The sequence below is a fragment of the Veillonella parvula genome (assembly GCF_018366295.1).
GTDB lineage: Bacteria > Bacillota > Negativicutes > Veillonellales > Veillonellaceae > Veillonella > Veillonella parvula_P.
Genome location: NZ_JAGZIJ010000001.1, coordinates 25600 through 45000, shown reverse-complemented (window position 1 = coordinate 45000; position 19401 = coordinate 25600). Strand labels below are relative to the sequence as shown.

The 19401-nt window shown below is 38.2% G+C and carries 20 protein-coding genes; all 20 read right to left on the bottom strand.

Features of this window, described 5'->3' with window-relative positions:
* Window positions 1-103 precede the first annotated feature (103 nt).
* On the bottom strand, window positions 104-637 hold the full coding sequence (locus KHY58_RS00215; protein WP_012864246.1) for an NUDIX hydrolase: 534 nt from the start codon (window positions 635-637) through the stop codon (window positions 104-106).
* Window positions 638-645: 8 nt separating this feature from the next.
* The gene (locus KHY58_RS00210) at window positions 646-2271 is read right to left on the bottom strand and encodes a class I SAM-dependent methyltransferase (protein WP_278471445.1); all 1626 of its coding nucleotides are present in this window, start codon (window positions 2269-2271) and stop codon (window positions 646-648) included.
* Window positions 2272-2417: 146 nt separating this feature from the next.
* Window positions 2418-2867 (bottom strand): dUTP diphosphatase, encoded by a 450-nt coding sequence (gene dut, locus KHY58_RS00205; protein WP_278471442.1) that lies wholly within the window; start codon window positions 2865-2867, stop codon window positions 2418-2420.
* A 10-nt stretch (window positions 2868-2877) separates the two neighbouring features.
* Window positions 2878-4947 (bottom strand): polyribonucleotide nucleotidyltransferase, encoded by a 2070-nt coding sequence (locus tag KHY58_RS00200; protein ID WP_278471441.1) that lies wholly within the window; start codon window positions 4945-4947, stop codon window positions 2878-2880.
* A gap of 111 nt (window positions 4948-5058) precedes the next feature.
* Window positions 5059-5325 (bottom strand): 30S ribosomal protein S15, encoded by a 267-nt coding sequence (gene rpsO, locus KHY58_RS00195; RefSeq protein WP_004692991.1) that lies wholly within the window; start codon window positions 5323-5325, stop codon window positions 5059-5061.
* Window positions 5326-5496: 171 nt separating this feature from the next.
* Entirely contained in the window at window positions 5497-6294 is a 798-nt protein-coding gene (locus tag KHY58_RS00190) for an ABC transporter ATP-binding protein (protein WP_004692990.1), read from the bottom strand.
* A 10-nt stretch (window positions 6295-6304) separates the two neighbouring features.
* Window positions 6305-7177 (bottom strand): ABC transporter permease, encoded by an 873-nt coding sequence (locus tag KHY58_RS00185; RefSeq protein WP_004692989.1) that lies wholly within the window; start codon window positions 7175-7177, stop codon window positions 6305-6307.
* Window positions 7178-7188: 11 nt separating this feature from the next.
* Window positions 7189-8169 carry an ABC transporter substrate-binding protein gene (locus KHY58_RS00180; protein ID WP_004692988.1) on the bottom strand — a complete coding sequence of 327 codons (981 nt, stop codon included), beginning with the start codon at window positions 8167-8169 and terminating at the stop codon, window positions 7189-7191.
* Window positions 8170-8193: 24 nt separating this feature from the next.
* Window positions 8194-9171 carry an ABC transporter substrate-binding protein gene (locus KHY58_RS00175; RefSeq protein WP_004692987.1) on the bottom strand — a complete coding sequence of 326 codons (978 nt, stop codon included), beginning with the start codon at window positions 9169-9171 and terminating at the stop codon, window positions 8194-8196.
* A gap of 131 nt (window positions 9172-9302) precedes the next feature.
* Complete coding sequence (locus tag KHY58_RS00170) at window positions 9303-9680, bottom strand: hypothetical protein (protein ID WP_004692986.1); 378 nt, start codon at window positions 9678-9680, stop codon at window positions 9303-9305.
* 50 nt (window positions 9681-9730) lie between these two features.
* Window positions 9731-11122, bottom strand: a complete 1392-nt coding sequence (locus KHY58_RS00165) for an aminopeptidase (RefSeq protein ID WP_278471438.1) — start codon at window positions 11120-11122, stop codon at window positions 9731-9733.
* 71 nt (window positions 11123-11193) lie between these two features.
* Window positions 11194-12177, bottom strand: a complete 984-nt coding sequence (locus tag KHY58_RS00160) for a 3'-5' exonuclease (RefSeq protein ID WP_341458533.1) — start codon at window positions 12175-12177, stop codon at window positions 11194-11196.
* Window positions 12178-12181: 4 nt separating this feature from the next.
* Window positions 12182-13222, bottom strand: a complete 1041-nt coding sequence (locus KHY58_RS00155; protein ID WP_123137998.1) for a glycosyltransferase family 9 protein — start codon at window positions 13220-13222, stop codon at window positions 12182-12184.
* Window positions 13222-14241 (bottom strand): glycosyltransferase family 9 protein, encoded by a 1020-nt coding sequence (locus KHY58_RS00150; protein ID WP_278471432.1) that lies wholly within the window; start codon window positions 14239-14241, stop codon window positions 13222-13224. The genes KHY58_RS00155 and KHY58_RS00150 overlap by 1 nt, the downstream gene beginning before the upstream one ends.
* 70 nt (window positions 14242-14311) lie before the next feature.
* Window positions 14312-14806: a D-glycero-alpha-D-manno-heptose-1,7-bisphosphate 7-phosphatase gene (locus KHY58_RS00145; protein WP_105086547.1), complete on the bottom strand. Its 495-nt coding sequence runs from the start codon at window positions 14804-14806 to the stop codon at window positions 14312-14314.
* The gene (rfaD, locus tag KHY58_RS00140; protein ID WP_004692980.1) at window positions 14806-15771 is read right to left on the bottom strand and encodes an ADP-glyceromanno-heptose 6-epimerase; all 966 of its coding nucleotides are present in this window, start codon (window positions 15769-15771) and stop codon (window positions 14806-14808) included. The genes KHY58_RS00145 and rfaD overlap by 1 nt, the downstream gene beginning before the upstream one ends.
* Window positions 15768-17246 (bottom strand): D-glycero-beta-D-manno-heptose-7-phosphate kinase, encoded by a 1479-nt coding sequence (gene rfaE1 / locus KHY58_RS00135; RefSeq protein WP_278471425.1) that lies wholly within the window; start codon window positions 17244-17246, stop codon window positions 15768-15770. Before rfaE1 ends, rfaD begins: the two co-directional genes overlap by 4 nt.
* A 93-nt stretch (window positions 17247-17339) precedes the next feature.
* Entirely contained in the window at window positions 17340-17909 is a 570-nt protein-coding gene (gene gmhA, locus KHY58_RS00130) for a D-sedoheptulose 7-phosphate isomerase (protein ID WP_008600733.1), read from the bottom strand.
* Window positions 17909-18835 carry a dipeptidase gene (locus KHY58_RS00125; RefSeq protein WP_077708347.1) on the bottom strand — a complete coding sequence of 309 codons (927 nt, stop codon included), beginning with the start codon at window positions 18833-18835 and terminating at the stop codon, window positions 17909-17911. The genes gmhA and KHY58_RS00125 overlap by 1 nt, the downstream gene beginning before the upstream one ends.
* A gap of 60 nt (window positions 18836-18895) precedes the next feature.
* Complete coding sequence (nrdR, locus tag KHY58_RS00120; RefSeq protein WP_004692976.1) at window positions 18896-19387, bottom strand: transcriptional regulator NrdR; 492 nt, start codon at window positions 19385-19387, stop codon at window positions 18896-18898.
* Window positions 19388-19401 lie beyond the last annotated feature (14 nt).

The following is a 19401-nucleotide window of genomic DNA, read 5'->3' as shown; positions in this document are numbered from 1 at the left end:
GTTACTCATATAATGTAAAAATACTTTGTAACATATTACAGTTAAAATCATCAATATGAATTAATAAAATACATAATATATTGAGAGATAAAATTTCTAAAACTTACTTAAGATATGGCATAGCAAGCATAAGGGCCGCCAAAGATTTGCTATCCTTAATAGTCTCATTCTTGATAGCCTCCAATAGTTCTGGCAATGTGTAGTATTCTAACTCTACATATTCATCAGGATCCCAATTAGTTTCCCCCATGGTAAGCTCCTTAGCAAGATATAAATGTAATACTTCATTACAGAAACCAGGACTCGTAGCAATAGTCCCTAGTGAGATCCATTGAGCTGCACGATAGCCTGTTTCCTCAGCAAGCTCCCGTTTAGCACAAACAATGGGTTCTTCATTTGGATCTAGTTTTCCTGCAGGTACCTCCAGTAATGGCTGCTGCAAAGCATATCTAAATTGACGTTCCATAACGATCTTATTATCCTCTGTTAACGCCACAATAGCGGTAGCTCCAGGATGATGCACCACTTCACGCCATGCATCTTTGCCATTTACATCGGCAATATCATAGGTAACCTGAATCAATTTACCATCAAATTTCACTTCACTAGACTTCTGTATTTCCTTACTAATTGCCATATATACCTCTAATCTTCTATTTTATGTAAAAACCCGAGCCTTCTTATACGTTGTAAAATTTCCTCTAAGTACACTTTATTAGGAACAATAAAATCAATATTATCCCGCGTATGACGCTGAACTGTAATATTGTCATCCATAATAGCAAGAATCTTTTCTCTTGTTGTAGGCTCCACCATTTGCTTTATTACAAAGAGAAATCCATTATCTATATCTTGTTGTACTTTATTGTACATGTCTCCTATACCAATATAGGAGCTGCCTTCTTTTTCTACTATAGTAGAAATAAAATCTATAAAACGTTGAGGTATATACACCTTATTATCTTCGAAAGCAACTCTTTCATATGGTTCGGCATACATATCAAGATTATCTACAATGATTAAATATAGTAAACGAGAATAAACTCTGTCCATTTCGATAGTATAACCAGGCAACTTTCTATGTATATGATCTACTATATCCTGAACAGTAAATATATCCCCTCGATCCATAACCTCTTTAATAGCAATATGGATACTATCCGTCATATTAGAAGGAATACCAGTATTGACAACGCTGCAATAATATAATTTTGATAATACATCTATACTAACTCGTTCATTACGAACAATTTTTTTAGTATGTTTATTTTTCGTTAACAGGGACATTCTAAACTGCGTATCATAAATGTAATCATAATATTGCTCTTTTGCAATATAATCATCATTTGCCAATTGAGCTATATTATCGTGAATATCCTCCGGTAACCAACTTATGAAAGATCGTGAAAGAAATACATCCCCTATATAGGCACAACCTTGGTCATTGGCACGTTTTATAAATTCATGTACATATACAGGATCATTAAAAGGTTCTAAATATTCATGGGCCACATAATAATCGTTAGAGCTTAACACATTTTGGATATTATCAATTTTATAGCTCGCTTTTTGACTTATCCGATTATCCATCCCCATCGTATCAGCTACAAGTTTCAATATATTCTTCGTATATAAAGTCCTCTCCATCAACGGTAGCTCTAACTCTTTTTGCTCTGCATATTGCATGATTTCTCGATACTGCTCTAATCGTTTCCATCCAGGATAGGTATTATACGATACATAAGCTACACCGTTATCGGATAAATTCTTATTACAGATAGATAGAATTTTATCTTTTACCACATCCGGAACCCAGGACCAAATACCATGTACAATAATATAGTCAAAAATACCGAACGATTCATCAATATCCAGAATATCCTTCTCAATCAAATGTATATTGGTAAGTCCCATCGACGCAATCAGTTCATTTCCCATCTTAATCTGGGAAGACGATAAATCAATACCCGTAAAAGACGCTTCAGGATAGTATAAAGCTTGAGAAATAATATTTCCACCAAACGAACATCCAAGCTCAAGGACACGCGCCTTTTTTAAAGATACAGGATTTAATCCAAATAACAAAGCTCGCGCTGCTAATGTGTTCAATGAGGTCGCCCCAAAAGGTTGAGAAATATATACTACATCTTCATAACTCTTTTTAAGAACCTTATTCTCATCCAATACATGCATGGTATTTTGTGTAGTCTCAATGTCATTCCCCGTAACTGATGTACCTACGTTCTTATTTTGTTTAGACTCCTGTTTCATAAAGCCTCCCGAATTTTCTACTAACTATAATAATTATTATATAGTATTATGTAAAAGAATTACAGCTAAAGTGATTATTTGACACACAAAAAACCGCCCAACAAAGTTGAGCGGTTTTTACTATTTTATACAAAACCATATATTATTTACATAGTCCCGGTGCTTCCAATGCCACCAGTTCTTACACCTGTAGCATCATCATCGTTTGTAATAAGGTATTTAGAGAATATACCTTGAGCAACGCGTTCCCCTTTATCAAGGGCAACTATTTCTTTGCCAAAGTTTAGAAGGGCAATCATAATATGACCTTCATTGTCCTCATTATTGTAGTAATCACTATCGATAATACCTGTGCTATTCACAAGTGCCAGATGACGTTTAATAGCCATGCTAGAACGAATGTGAATGGCAAGATATTCATCGTATGCCATAAAAGCTTTAATACCCGTTGGCACCAAAACCACTTGACCAGGTTCTAAAGTAACAGCTTCAGCACATTCAATATCATAACCTGCGCTTTCAGTTGTTTTACGTGTTGGTAAGTTGATATCTTGTTCTTCAAAAGCAGAAACTACTTCAAAGCCACGAATATCCATGTAACACCTCTTATTTTAAACAATCTTTACGGGACAAGTTTACACGGCCTTGTTTATCGATTTCGATAACTTTTACCATGATTTCATCCCCTACATTTACTACGTCTTCTACATTTTCAACGCGTTCTTTCGCAAGTTTGGAAATATGTACAAGACCTTCTTTACCTGGTAATACTTCTACAAATGCGCCAAAGGCCATTAAACGAGTTACTTTACCAAGGTATACTTCACCTACTTCAACCTCTTTAGTAAGGTTAGTGATGATTTCTTGAGCTTTCGCAGCCCCTTCTTGTTCTACAGAAGCGATAAATACTGTGCCATCATCTTCGATGTCAATTTTAGCGCCTGTTTCTTCGATGATACTGCGGATTACTTTACCGCCAGAACCGATTACGTCACGGATCTTATCAGGATCAATTTTCATTGTAATAATACGTGGAGCGTATTGAGACATTTCTTGACGTGGTTCAGCAATTGTATCAAGCATGATACCCATGATATGCATGCGGCCTTTATGAGCTTGTTCTAATGCTTCTTGAAGGATTTCACGGGATAATCCGGAAATCTTGATATCCATTTGAATTGCTGTTACGCCTTTAGCTGTACCAGCAACTTTAAAGTCCATATCTCCGAGAGCATCTTCCATGCCTTGAATATCTGTTAAAATTGTATAGTGTTCCCCTTGAGTTACAAGACCCATAGCGATACCAGCTACAGGCGCTTTAATAGGTACACCAGCATCCATCAAAGATAATGTAGAACCACATACGGAAGCCATGGAGCTAGAACCATTAGATTCCAATACTTCAGATACTAAACGCAAAGCATATGGGAAATCCTCTTCACTTGGAATCACAGGCACCAACGCGCGTTCAGCCAATGCACCATGACCGATTTCACGACGCCCAGGGCCACGGGAAGAACGAGTCTCCCCTACGGAGAAAGATGGGAAATTATAATGATGAATATAACGTTTTTCAGTTTCAACACCAAGGCCATCGATGGTTTGTTTTTCGGATAAAGGCGCTACTGTTGTGACATTCAACACTTGAGTTTGACCACGTGTAAACAAGCCAGAGCCATGTGTACGTGGTAATACGCCTGTACGGCAAGAGATTGGACGAACTTCATCAAGTTGACGGCCATCTGGACGGATTTTTTCAACAGTAATCATATGACGCACGATTTCTTTTGTCATTGCATCAAATGCTTTATTTACATCAGCCAAGTTATCTGGGTAGATCTCTTCAAAGTGAGCTAATACATCTGCACGTACTTCATTTTCTTGTGCATCACGTTGTTGTTTATCTGCACAACGAACTGCAGCATCAAGTTTATCATGACCATAGGCACGAACTGCATCACTAATTTCAGCAGGAACATCTTTACATTCAAATACGCGTTTTTCCTTACCTACTTTTGCAGTCATATCTTCTTGGAATGCTACGATTTTTTTGATTTCTTCGTGAGCTGCCATGATAACTTCAAGAATGATATCTTCCGGTACTTCTTCAGCGCCACCTTCAACCATGAGGATAGCATCTTTAGTACCAGCTACAACGATATTAAGATCTGTTTCTTCTAATTGTGCTTTCGTTGGATTTACAACAAATTCACCATTGATACGTCCCATACGAACGCCTGCAATAGGACCATTCCAAGGAACATCAGAAATAGACAATGCCGCAGAAGCACCAATCATACCACAAATGGCTGGATCACAATCTTGGTCCACAGACATAACTGTTGCTACTACGTGTACTTCGTTACGTACACCTTTATTAAATAATGGACGAATAGGACGGTCAATCAAACGGCTATTCAAAATCGCAGACTCAGGTGGACGTGCTTCACGTTTAATGAACCCCCCTGGTAAACGACCAACAGCATACATTTTTTCTTCATAGTCTACTGTAAGTGGGAAGAAGTCAATATCCTTCGCCTCTTTAGAGCCTGTAGCAGTAACGAGTACACGAGTATCGCCATAACCAACCATTACGGCACCGCCAGCTTGTTTTGCAAGTTCCCCAGTCTCAATCGTAAGCGTACGACCAGCTAGGTCCATTTGGAATTGTTCCATTCCTATTCCTCCTAAAAAACTTCTTATATGTATACCTTCTAATTATATATCAATTAAAGCTAAATAGCCAATTCAAAATAAAAAAGCCGTCCTTTAGGACGGCTTTTTTTATTATTTACGAAGACCAAGGCGTTCGATAAGAGAACGATAACGTTCGATATCTTTACGACGAAGGTAGTCAAGCATGTTACGGCGTTGACCAACCAATTTCAACAAACCACGACGGGAATGATGGTCTTTTTTGTGCTCTTTCAAGTGCTCAGTTAAGTATTGAATGCGACTTGTTAAAATCGCAACTTGTACTTCTGGAGAACCAGTGTCACCTTCATGAGTAGCGTATTCTTTAATTACTGCTAATTTAGCTTCTGTAGTTAACATTAATGTTACCTCCTAAAATATAATAATCCCGATAAGCTTAAGTAACCGTTGGAGAATCGAATACTTCGCTTACGATATGTCTTACGACCTAATTTAGTATACAGTATCTGCCCTATCTTGTAAAGCAAAAATACAGTAATTGAACAAAAGATAGATTAGAACTTCCTTCTATTATTTAGCACCTAGCACCATGCGGTCGCTCAGTGCATTTTCACCAGCTACCTCAAACTTTTGAAGTAAGTCCGCAACAGTTAATTGTTTCTTTTCTTCTCCTTTTACATCATAGATAATTCGACCAGCGTCCATCATGATGAGGCGATTACCAAAGCGCAATGCATCACGCATATTATGAGTAATCATAAGAGTTGTTAGATTATGCTCTGCAACGAGTTTATCTGTTAGTTGCAATACATTTTCTGCAGTCTTAGGGTCAAGTGCCGCAGTATGCTCATCCAATAGCAAAAGCTCTGGACGAAGCATGGTAGCCATTAATAATGTAATAGATTGGCGTTGACCACCAGATAGTAGGCCCATACGAGCAGATAAACGTTCTTCAAGTCCTAAACCTAATAATGCAAGGCGTTCCTTAAAGAATGCTTGTTCGCTATCTTTGAAAGCCCATTTAAGACCTAAGCTTTTACCACGGCGCATAGCAAGAATCAAGTTTTCTTCAATTTGCATATTACCAGCAGTACCTACCATAGGATCTTGGAATACACGGCCAATGTATTTAGCACGCTTGTATTCTGGCATTTTTGTTACATCAATATCATTAATTGTAATGGAGCCTTCATCTACTGGGAATACACCGGCGATGGAGTTTAGTAAAGTACTTTTACCAGCACCATTGCCACCGATTACAGTACAGAAATCTCCTTCTTCTAGGCGAAGATTGATGCCTTGTAATGCAGTCTTTTCATTAATTGTGCCCTTAAAGAAGGTTTTTACCATATTTTTTACTTCTAACATAGTGTCCTCCTTAACGAGCCAACCATTTTGCTTTCAATGTAGGTAGGGAAAGCGCTATGGCAACAAGAATTGCAGTGAATAATTTCAAATCATTTGGTGGCATACCCATGTAGAGAACGGCAGCAATAACGATACGATATACTATAGAACCAAGTACTACAGCGATGAGACTGCGTACGAAGGATTTCGTACCAAATACTACTTCACCGATAATTACAGAAGCCAAACCAATAACGATGGTACCAATCCCCATGCCTACGTCAGCAAAGCCTTGGAATTGACCAATCAGAGCGCCAGACATACCAACAAATCCATTGGAAATCAAAAGTCCAAGAACAATCATATTATCAGTATTTACGCCTTGAGCGCGAATCATTTGAGGGTTAACACCTGTAGCACGTAAAGCAGTACCGATTTCAGTACCGAAGAACCAGAATAAGAGCAAGCATACTACTACAGCTACTAGAACGCCTACGATAGCAGCAGACCACATGTTAGGAGTATGGAAAAACCCACCAAGGATTGAATAAACTGTATCCATTCGAAGCAAAGATACATTAGCCTTGCCCATGATGTGAAGGTTCACAGAGTACAATGCAATCATTGTTAAAATACCAGCCAATAATGCAGGAATTTTTAATTTTGTATGAATCCAGCCTGTTACGGCACCGGCTATCATACCACCTACACCAGCAAGTAAAATAGAAAGGATTGGATTCATACCACTTGTAATTAAAATAGCGGAAATAGCCGCCCCCATTGGGAACGTACCTTCCACAGTTAAGTCAGCTACATCTAATACACGGAAGGTGATGAATACACCGACCGCTAACAAAGACCATAAAAGGCCTGTGGTTATGGTGCCTACCACTAAATCTAACATTAAATTCTCCTCTATTGTTTCATATCTTTACGAAGAGCTTCAGGTATCGTAATACCTAATTTTTTAGCACGTTCTTCGTTAACAGTTAACTTAATCTCTTTTTGTGTCTCAATAGCTAAGTCTGAAATTTTTGCTTCTCCTGCAAGAACTTTAGCAGCCATTAAACCTGTTTGATAACCCAATTGATAGTAATCAACAGAATAAGTTGCTACACCACCAGTCATTGTCATACCTTCATCGGCAGCAAATACTGGAATTTTAGCAGCATCTGTAATTTGTGCTAAGTTAGCCATAGCAGATGCCAAAACATTATCTGTTGGCGTATAGATAGCTTGTACATCTTGGTTCACAAGATTTGTAGCGGCTTGTTGGATATCATTTACATTGGAAACAGTTGCCTCTACAACAGTAATACCTTTTGTAGCAGCATAGGCTTTCATTTTTTCAACTTGTAATTGGGAGTTGATTTCAGAGGATGTATAAATGGCACCAATACGCTTTACATTCGGTACTAATGCTATGATAAGATCAACCTCTTTTTCAACAGGTGTCATATCAGATGTACCAGATACATTACCACCAGGGTGTTCGTTAGATTGAACGAGTTTAGCTGTCACGTAATCTGTAATAGCTGTACCCATGATTGGCATGTCATGAGAAGCATTTGCCATCGTCTGAGCCGCAGGCGTTGCAATAGCTAATACTAAATCTTTTTTATCAGATACGAAACGTTGTGCAATACTATTTAGATTAGATTGATCGGCCTGTGCATTTTGTTGGTCAATTTTAATGTTTTGACCATCCTTATATCCTTTAGCTGCTAAACCATCTACGAAACCTTTATTAGCAGCATCAAGAGATGGATGTTCTACTAATTGAATAACACCAATTTTCTTTTGGTCATTAGTTGCGGTATTGGAACCACAACCTGCTACCATTGCCATAACAGCAATGGCACTAAGTGCCACTGCAATACTTTTTTTCCAGTTCATGTATAACTCCTTACCAGATATGTATTAAATCATAGTCGCCTTGTTCATCAAATCCTCTGGTAAGGTGATGCCCAATTTTTCTAATTTATCTTTTCCCACAACTAATTTAAATTCTTTCTGCATTTCGATAGGCATATCTTCAACTTTAGCTTCACCAGTTAAAATTTTAGCTGCCATTAAGCCGGTTTGGTACCCGAGTTTGTAGTAATCTACAGACAAGGACATAACTGCCCCACCTTTTACGTGGTTATCTTCACCGCCAAACACAGGAATTTTTGCTGGATCGGTAATAGCTACAAGATTGCTCATCGCTGAAGCTACCACATTATCTGTTGGCACATAAACTGCATCCACACGTTGAGATACTAGATTTTGTGCCGCTTGTTGAATATCGTTTACATTGGAAACTGTAACTTCTTCAACTTTAATGCCTTTTGTAGCTGCATAAGCTTTCATCTTCTCCACTTGAATTTGAGAGTTTACCTCGCTAGAGCTATAAATAGTGCCAATTGTTTTCGCATTCGGCATTACTTGTAAAATCAAATCTACTTGTTGCTCTACTGGATTCATGTCGGATGTACCAGACACATTACCACCAGGCTTTTGATTAGATTTAACAAGTTTAGCTGCCTCGTAATCAGTAATAGCTGTACCTAAGATTGGAATATCATGAGTTGCATTCGCCATGGATTGAGCCGCTGGCGTAGCAATTGCTAAAATCAAGTTTTTCCGATCGGATACGAAACGTTGTGCAATACTATTCAAATTAGATTGATCTGCTTGTGCATTTTGTTGATCAAAAGTAATCTTTTCTGCTAGACCTTTTTCTTTTAGCGCATCAACAAAACCTTTATTTGCCGCATCTAATGCAGGATGTTCTACCAGTTGTACAACACCAACTTTGTATTCACCATTCGATGTAGTTCCATTTGAGCCACAGCCTGTAAACGCCAACAATGCTGTCGCTGTGAGCGCCAAAGCAATACCTTTTTTCAAGTTCATGGGGATTTCCTTCCTATCTGCAAAGATTATAATACTTTTATTATAAACAAATTTATCTACTACATCAATGTAGCAGGTTAAAGTATTTTACATTTGTCCATTTATAGAACACATTAAGATACGAAATCCTTTTACTTTTCAAGAGACGCTAACATGTCTTCTGTTAAATCATTAGCTGCTAAAATATAGTCCTTAAGAGTCCCTTTATCGAGAGCTACCTTCATAACAGGCACTTCAAATGGGTCCAAGATGACGCACATTAGAATTTCACCCGTTACATAGTAACCAACCACTGCTTCCCCTTCTTCAGGATCTAAGGTTTCACGTTTTACAGTAACACAGTATGGTCTCATAACCTGCGCTGCTGCTTTTGCTACCTCTTCACGATTAGCAATATATTCTTCAACCTTCGTTTCAGGGATGTCAAAGATATCTACCTTTACAGTCTTGACCTCTGTAGCCTCTCCTTTGGCAGACTCTATAGCTGCGCCTAATTCTGTTTGCTTCATATATACCTCACATAGAATGGACTTTCACCATTGGTGAAAGCCCCATTATCTTAGATTGATTCATCAGCTGCATTTAAGAACGCCACATAACATTGTTTAGCCTCGTAAATATCAGCCTTAGATGTAACCTCCCAAGGAGCATGCATGCTAAGTACGGCTACACCACAGTCGATGACATTCATACCATAAAGAGCCATGATGTACGCGATGGTGCCACCACCACCTAAATCAACCTTACCGAGCTCTGCTGTTTGGTATGTTACATTGTTAGATTCCATGACACGACGAATAAAGCCCATATACTCAGCATTAGCATCATTAGAACCAGCTTTACCACGAGAGCCTGTAAATTTATTAAATACTACACCCATACCAAGGTAAGAAGCATTTTTCTTTTCATACGCCGATGCATAAAGTGGATCGTAGCCTGCACTTACATCGGAGGACAACATACGAGATTTCTCTAACGTACGACGTACACTTACAGAATTAGGTTTACCCATAAGTGTTAAAATTTCAGCCACTGCATTTTCAAAGAAACGTGATTGCATGCCTGTAGCACCTACAGAACCAATTTCCTCTTTATCTACAAGTAAGCAACAAGTAGTACGCTTTACATTATCCACCTCAAGCATTGCTACCAAGGATGTGTAAGCGCACACGCGGTCATCTTGGCCATACGCCATTATCATGGAACGATCAAAGCCCATATCACGTGCTTTACCAGCTGGTACAATTTCTAATTCTGCAGACAGTAAGTCGCGTTCTATAAACCCATACTCTTTTTCAAGCAGGTTATTAATAAATTTAGTAACCCCTTCTTTTTCTTCGTCTTTAACTGGACGACTACCGATTAGTAAATCAAGAGCTTCCCCTTCAATTACCTTAGCTGCATTCTTTTGCATTTGTTCTTGACCCAAATGAGGTAACAAGTCAGTAATGCAGAATACAGGATCGTTTTCCTTATCACCAATATTAATGTTGATATGTGTACCATCTGTTTTTACCACAACGCCATGAATAGCAAGAGGCATAGCTACCCAATGATATTTTTTAATACCTCCATAGTAATGAGTATCCCAAAATACTAAATTACTATCCTCATATTGTGGATTTTGCTTTACATCGATGCGTGGAGAATCAATATGAGCACCTAAAATATTCATACCCAATTCAATATCATCAGTACCAATATTAAATAAAGCAATAGATTTATCCATATGTGTGTAATAAATCTTATCACCAGCTTTGATTGACGTATTGCTTTTAATAATGTCATTTAGATTTACGTAGCCCTTTGCTTCTGCAAATTCTACAGCTCGCACAACGCATTCACGTTCTGTTTTACCATTATCTAAAAATTGACGATATGTATCACTTAAAGCATATACTTTTTCCATAGTGGCATCATCATAATTATGCCATGCATATTTACGTTCCATAATCTATCCTTTCTAAAAGTTCATATCCTAATATATAGTACAGTTCAGAAAATGAACTTGAATTTACATAACTATTTTTGGCGGACTTTTTCTTGTTCCGCCTTATGATACTCTAAATATTTTCGCTCTTTTTCGCGATTGATTTCAGACTTCTGAGTATATAGAGAACGAATTTCGTCTGTACAATGGGTTAATACCTTAGTAACATAAAATTTACCACTGCCTGACTTAATCGTATACTTTCCAACTTTAAGTTGCACCGCAAAATCGCCATGTTTAGGACATACTCCAATGGCTAAGTGCTTATCCCCTTGTAATCGTTCAGGTCTTGTCATTTCTAAACGGGTTTGACAGTACGGACAGAAGGACATACGTACTCTTCTATCATGAACAATACGTTTTTTCTCAGAAAAATTTTCATACATAAAAAATGTGAGAATTGGAGGATATAGGAAAGGATTACTACTTTCCTTGCGAATTAGATCATAATGCAAAATTCCTTGTGCGATATCTAAAGCCTGACAAATGTGAGCCGTAAAGACAGCATCATGCAAAGCATTGTGAGCAGATAAGTGCTCCGTCGATATATTGAGATCCTCCATAGCATGAGCCACAGAATACTGCTGACTTGTTCCATAACGTTGATAAGAATAAATCATTTGCGCATCGACCCATTGGTCATAAGATAATGCTTTCATCTTATGGAGCATAAGGTTCTCTCGTAGGATGAGAATATCGTCTGCCCCCCAAGAAAGCAACATATATTCATCACCGCACCATTTTTGAAAGTATTGCATAGCCGTCTTGAATGGCACACCATGATTGAGCTCATGAGTGGTTATACCCGTCAATTCGCGTACATGTTTATGCATACGTGGCAGATATTGAGGTTTGATGAACATCGTAAAATGATCTATAATGTCCATCTTTTCATTCAGTTTTACCGCTCCGATTTGAATGATTTCCCCTGTCAACAGCATTTTTGTGCGTTTCATAAAGCTAATGTCATTACTATAGGGTTGATTCCATTCTAAATCAAATACAATATAGTTCATATGTTTATTTCGATTCTAAAAGCAACGTTTCCGCAGCTTTAATAACCTGTTCTTCAGAAATTACAGATAATCCTTTATAATTTCCTTCTTTAATAATTTTTTTCATGCTTTTACCAATCTCATAAGAATCCATCGTTTCTAAAACGATAGCATGAGCTTGATAAGGTCCATAAAAGAATGGATTTGATGGACCATACAGTGCCACAATTGGCACACCTTGACTGATTCCTACATGCATTGGTCCAGAATCATTAGTAATTAACAGATTACAACGGCTCATAGCCGCTGCCAAAGGGCCTAACTGGAATTTTCCGGTAGCCACAATAGGCTTTGTTTCCATTTGTTCTACTACGGGCTGCACCATTTCAAGGTCCATAGGTCCGCCAAAGAAAACCGTCTTATAACCTAAATGACCAAAGTAATCTGCTACATGAGCAAATCGTTCAGCTGGCCAACGTTTCTCAGGAACGGCGCTACCGATATTAAAACCAATGAGTATATCAGTATCAGTTAATCCATGTGTAGCGTAAAACTCTTGAGCCTGACGACGCCATTCTTCACAGGTTTCAATATGTAAACCAGAGTTAGAAGTATCTGTTACACCTAATTGCTCTAGGACATTAATGTACATGTCCGCAGCATGACGAGTTTTACGATCTAACCGCGTATACTTTGTCATGAATGGTCTAAATAGAAAATGGCTCATACCAGTTGTGATAGGTGCATGAATTTTCCATGCTAAATATGAAGTACGCTCATTAGGATGTAAATTAATGACAATGTCAGGTTTTCCCTTAGCATTGATTTCATGAGCAACTTCATTGAGACCTGAGATGCTATTATGGCGACCTTTTTTATCTACAACGATAAGTTCATCAATATTTGGATTATATTCCATGACTTGTTGTAATTTTTCATCTATTACATACGTAATATGACTATGAGGAGCCGCTTTACGAAGCACTTCTAAAAATGGAGTCGTTAATATGACATCCCCTAAATGCATTAAAAAGGTTACCACAATGCGCTTATAATCTAGTTCCATTATAGTTCCTTTCCAAGTACTTGTTCATACACTGACCATACTGCGTCTACAGGAATTTGTGCCATACAGTCTGGATCATCTACTAGTGGTTGCTCAGGTGTAGCCTTAGAAGTAGGTGAAATAATGAGATGTACATGACTGCCACCATAAGGACCTGTACGCTTAGGAGATGTTGTGCCAAACATGGCAATCAAAGGACGCTTCAAGGCATTTGCAATATGCAATGGTCCTGTATCGGCACTAATAAAGATTTGACAGTGACGTATCAATTCAATGAGTTCAGGCATTGTTGTAGATCCAACTAAATTGATGAGATTATCATTCTTTACGTAGTTCTCAATAAAAATACCCTTCTCTGCGTCATCAGGGGCACCGGCAATAACAACCTTCTTACCAGATTCACATAAACGAATACATAATTCTCCAAAATTAAGAAGTGGCCACTCCTTAACAATCCATCGTGCCCCTGGTACAACTACAATATATTCATCATCTACACCATGGCATTTCAACTTTTGTTTTATGGATTTCTCAGCCTCAACGTAGGCTGGCATAGGAAATTCAATCTCCTCTACCTCGCCACCAAGTGCACGTACAGTATCAAGATACCGTTCGATAACATGGTCGTATTTATGCTCACCTACTAAGGCTTTATTAACTAGATTACTTCCTTCGCGAAGCTCCCAGTAGCCATACTTTTCAGGTGAACCAGATAATAAAGATACAATGGCGCTTTTAGCAATACATTGAAGGTCCATGGTCATATCAAAATGACGACTATGCAAATCTTTACGCAATTGATATAAATAAGCAGGCTTTTTGAGTCGTTTTTTATCGATAATAATCACGTCATCGACCCAAGGTGTACCAGGTAAGAGGCTAGCGAATTGCTCATGAATAGCCCATGTAATACGCGCATTAGGCCAATTCTTGCGCATAGCGTACAAGGTAGGCAATGCGTGAATTACATCACCTAAGGAACTCATCTTGATGATGAGTATATTCTTGTAATCTTTCATAAAGCCTCCCCAAATACAACACAACAAACCCAAATATATTCTTCCGAAATAAACTAAATGGAATAAATGATTAAATTATTGTTTTAATGAAATCCAATAGATTAGAGCCTTTAAATAGGTACCCCTTAATGCCAGCGGCCTCAGCAGCATCAACATCACGCTGACTGTCGCCTATAAGGAAACTCTCTGCAGGATTTACATTATAATCCTTAATGGCTTGATTAATCATGCCAGGTTTAGGTTTTCTACATTCACATTCTACTGCATAGAGAGGAACAATACCTTCTTTATGGTGTGGACAGTAATAGAAATGTAAAATCGGTGCTCCACTGCGATCTAGTTCATGAGCCATATAGTCATGTAAAATCTGAACATCAGACTCTTTATAATAACCACGAGCTACACCACTCTGATTTGTCACTACAATGAGATCATAGCCCTTACTATGAGCATAAGCAAGGGCCTCTTTTGCACCATCTACCCACTCTAAATCGCTGATTTTATATAGATAACTAACATCCTTGTTAATAACACCATCGCGATCTAAAAATAATACCTTGCGCATTAACGTAAATACCCTTCGTTATTATCTAATAGTTCACAATATTCTTTAACGGCATCTTCCATTTTATAAAACCCTTTATCATAGCCAGCTGCTAACAATTTAGTAGTATCAGCCTCTGTAAAGCTTTGGTATTTGCCTTTTAACACCTCTGGGAATGGCACATATTCAATTTTGCCTTGACCATTGTAGTCGATTACAGCTTGCATGAATTGGTTAAAGCTATGAGCATTACCTGTACCACAGTTGAAAGTACCAGAGATTTCAGGATGCTCCCAAAAATAGAAGTTTACATTGACTACATCTTTTACATAAATAAAATCACGTGTTTGACCGCCATCTTCGTAGCCATCTGTACCTTCAAAGAGGTTAATGATACCTGTTTCTTTATTTTTGTAGAACATTTGACGTACTAAAGAAGCCATTTTATCTTTATGAGCTTCGTTAGGACCGTATACGTTAAAGTAACGTAAGCCTACAACTTGAGCTGTATATTCACCTTCATATTTACGTACATAACGGTCGAATAACAATTTAGAATACGCATATGGGTTAAGTGCTTCTTCAGCTTCGGGCTTTTCTACGAAACCATTTGTACCATTACCATATGTGGATGCAGAGGATGCATAGATGAATGGAATACGGCGGTCTTGGCAATAATGGAATAGATTTTTAGAACCTTCATAGTTGTTCTTCATCATATATTTGCCATTATATTCCATCGTATCTGCACAAGCGCCTTCGTGGAATACGACTTCAATCGGGCCTACATCAAATGTACCATCAGCAATAGCACAATCAAAATCATCACAATCGATGTAATCTAGAAATTCTAAATTTTGAATATTGCGAATCTTACGACCATCTGTAAGATCATCAACGATGAGAATATCTGTACGACCACGATCATTCAGTGCTTTCACAATATTACTGCCAATAAAACCAGCACCACCTGTTACGATAATCATAATTTGCCCTCCTTAGCCATAGTGGCTATTTTCCCTACAATATCTGATGTAGAGTAACCTTCTTTAAACGAAAGAACCTCTACATTGTCAACGGACTCCCGTCCGATAATATCTTCTATTTTGTAATCTCCACCCTTAACAAGAGTATTGGGACGTAAGTACGCTAGTAATTCAGCCGGCGTATTTTCTTCAAATAACACAACCCCATCGATGCATCGCAGCGCACTCAACAAGGCCGCTCTATCCTCTTCACTTACGATGGGCCGTGTTTTCCCTTTTAAGCGTTGAACAGATGAATCAGAGTTTAATCCAATGATTAAATGATCCCCCAGTTGTGCAGCCTCTTGTAAATACGTGATATGTCCACGATGAAGAATGTCAAAACAACCATTTGTGAACACTACTGTCTCACCTTTGCTTTGCCATTGTGAAACGAGTTCTTTCATTTCTTCCTTTGTATATAATGGTTTAGATTGAATACTATGTTTATAGGAATGCCATAAGTCTAATAGCTCGGAACGATGTATTGGATACGTACCAACCTTAGATACTACGATACCCGCTGCACCATTGGCGATATGCAAAGCTAAACGCATCGATAAACCACTTGCAAGACAGGTCATCATCATGGATACAACGGTATCTCCTGCACCACTCACATCGAATACCTCTTGTTGAGTAGCAGGATTATGCCATGTACGACCATCCTTTGCAATAACCGTAATCCCTTTTGCAGATCGCGTAGCTACAATATAATCTAAATCTACAGTAGCGAGTACAGACTTAGCAGCATCTACGATAGTAGCATCATCATTTTCTAGTTTACGGCCTACACATTCACCGAGTTCTTTCACATTCGGTGTAATACATGTAGCACCATTATATTTAGACCAGTCTGCCCCCTTAGGATCTACGATAGTTTGCACACCATATTCCTTAGCCAAACCAAAGATTGTCTTCAATAAGGTAGGTGTACAAACGCCTTTACCATAGTCAGATACGACAATACCATCAATCCCCGCTTTACATAGATTTTCCAACCAAACAGACAATTGTTGCTCTTCTTGATTGGTTAAATTTGTAATTGTTTCAAAATCAAGGCGCATCATCTGTTGACGATCACCCAATATGCGCATCTTAGTAATAGTAGAGCGGTCATCACTAGTGATTAAACCAGTCGTATCGATTTTATCAGTATCAAGTAAATTTTTTAATAAATGGCCATGGTCGTCATTACCTGCTAGTGCACCAAGATATACTTTACAGTCTAAATTAGACAGATTAGATGCAACATTACCAGCTCCACCAAGGACCTCTTTCATCTTGGACACGCGGTTTACAGGAACCGGTGCTTCTGGAGAAATACGACTTACATCACCAAAAACATAACGGTCTACCATTACATCGCCTACAACGGCAATCTTCAAGTTTGGCAGTTGCTTTGTTAAAAACTGACTAATGGTAGTATTTATCATAATCCACCTATTCCTTATCAAAATTACATATGTTCCTAATTTAAATAAATTTTTAATTGAAACAATGTGTATCTATGAGTAAAAACCTATCGGTTAATAGTCTTCTTCAATAATTTCGCACATAATGTGGCCAGCTAGGATATGCATTTCTTGAATGCGCGCTGTCACATTACTGGGAATAGCCAGCGTAATATCACATAGTTCGGCCAATTTGCCACCGCCTTCCCCAGTGAAAGCAATGGTATGCATACCGATAGAACGGGCCATTTCTGCAGCTTTTACAACATTCTTGGAGTTACCAGATGTAGAAATACCGATGAGAACATCACCTGTACGGCCTAAGCCCTCTACTTGACGTGCAAAAACAGATTCAAAATCATAGTCATTCGCAATAGCTGTTAATGCAGATGTATCAGTAGTTAATGCAATGCCTGCAAGAGAGCGCCGTTCCTTTTTAAAGCGACAAATCAATTCAGCTGCTAAATGTTGAGAGTCCGCAGCAGAGCCACCATTACCACAGAACAAAATTTTATTACCATTTTCTAAAGCCGCTTTACAGCGATATCCGATTTCTTGAATGGTATCCATATGTTCCATCGTTTTACCAAACACTTCAAGATGCTCTGTAAAACGATCAGCAATGATTGGATTTAAATCAGTCATTATAAAATCTCCTTTAATAGTCTATCTGCATTTTTCCAGAATAACTTTTCACATTGTTCCACAGATAAACCTGCCTCTTTAAAAGCATCATAAAGACGACTCATTTGAGACATATCTGCAATCTCTGTGTCGGGTGGAATCCCATCGAAATCAGTTCCTAATGCCACTACATCTTCACCGCCCTTGTCGATGAGATATAGACCATGTTTAACAATATCTTCAATGCGACTAATTGGCGATGTGCCGAGAAAATTCTGTGCAAAATTAAGTCCTATAATACCTCCCTTATTAGCGATAAGTCTAATAAGATTATCTGGCAAATTTCGCATATGAGCCCGAACTTCCCGTGCATTTGAATGAGATGCTATAAAAGGAACCTCTAGAATATCCCCTAATTGCTCTGTACCAGCATCGTTAAGATGAGAGCAATCAACAATTATCCCTAACTCTTGCATAGCTTCTACAAATTCAACACCTTTAGATGTTAATTTTTTATGTTGCTCACCACAATGTGGCTCGCCAAGTCCATTTGGATAGTTCCATGTTAGCGTTATAAGTCTGACTCCATCTTGGTAAGCTTGTTTAAGTTTATTTAAATCGCCACCTAGTACGCCACCTTCCTCAATAGACATAAGTGCCCCAATCTTACCAGTCTTGTATACAGACTCTACATCTTGATAAGAGAGCACATGTTGTATGTGCTCTCCATAGTGATGAATTTGTGATACACACAAATTACGCATCTCTTCATAGCGGCCATAAGGGTCATTCGTCTCACCCATATTAATAAAGAGTGCAAAGTCTTGTATCTTGCTATGAGCCTTTTGTAATTTTTCTATATCTATTTTCCAAGTATTACAATATAAATCACCACTATGAGGATGATCTAGCAATTGCATCATCGTATCACAATGTAAATCTATCATAAAGCCTCACACATCGCTAATTTCAAAACTATGTATAACCAATCAGTAATACAGAATCAATTATTCTTCTACGACAGGTTTGCGTTTTGGCTTTTTAGCGTCTAACTTCTTCAGAGCTTTTAACTCTTCCATAAAGCTATCAATATTATCAAACTTACGATATACACTGGCAAAACGAACATATGCAACTTGATCTATGTCTTTAAGTTGTTGTAACACGAGCTCACCAATGCGATCAGTTGTAACCTCTTGGTTAATTTCATTTCGAATGTCACGCTCTACATCATTAACTACTTGCTCCATCACGGACATAGGAACTGTACGCTTATCACACGAGCGCAATAACCCATTCAGGAGCTTACCGCGGTCAAATAATTCACGTCGTCCATTTTTCTTCAATACCATTAGTGGTACTTCTTCTATAATTTCATAGGTAGTAAAGCGACGGCCACAATTGATACATTCACGGCGACGGCGAATACTATTACCTTCATCAGTCGTTCTAGAGTCTGTTACCTTCGTGTCTGTGTGTTGGCAATAAGGACATCTCATCTGTTACTACTCCT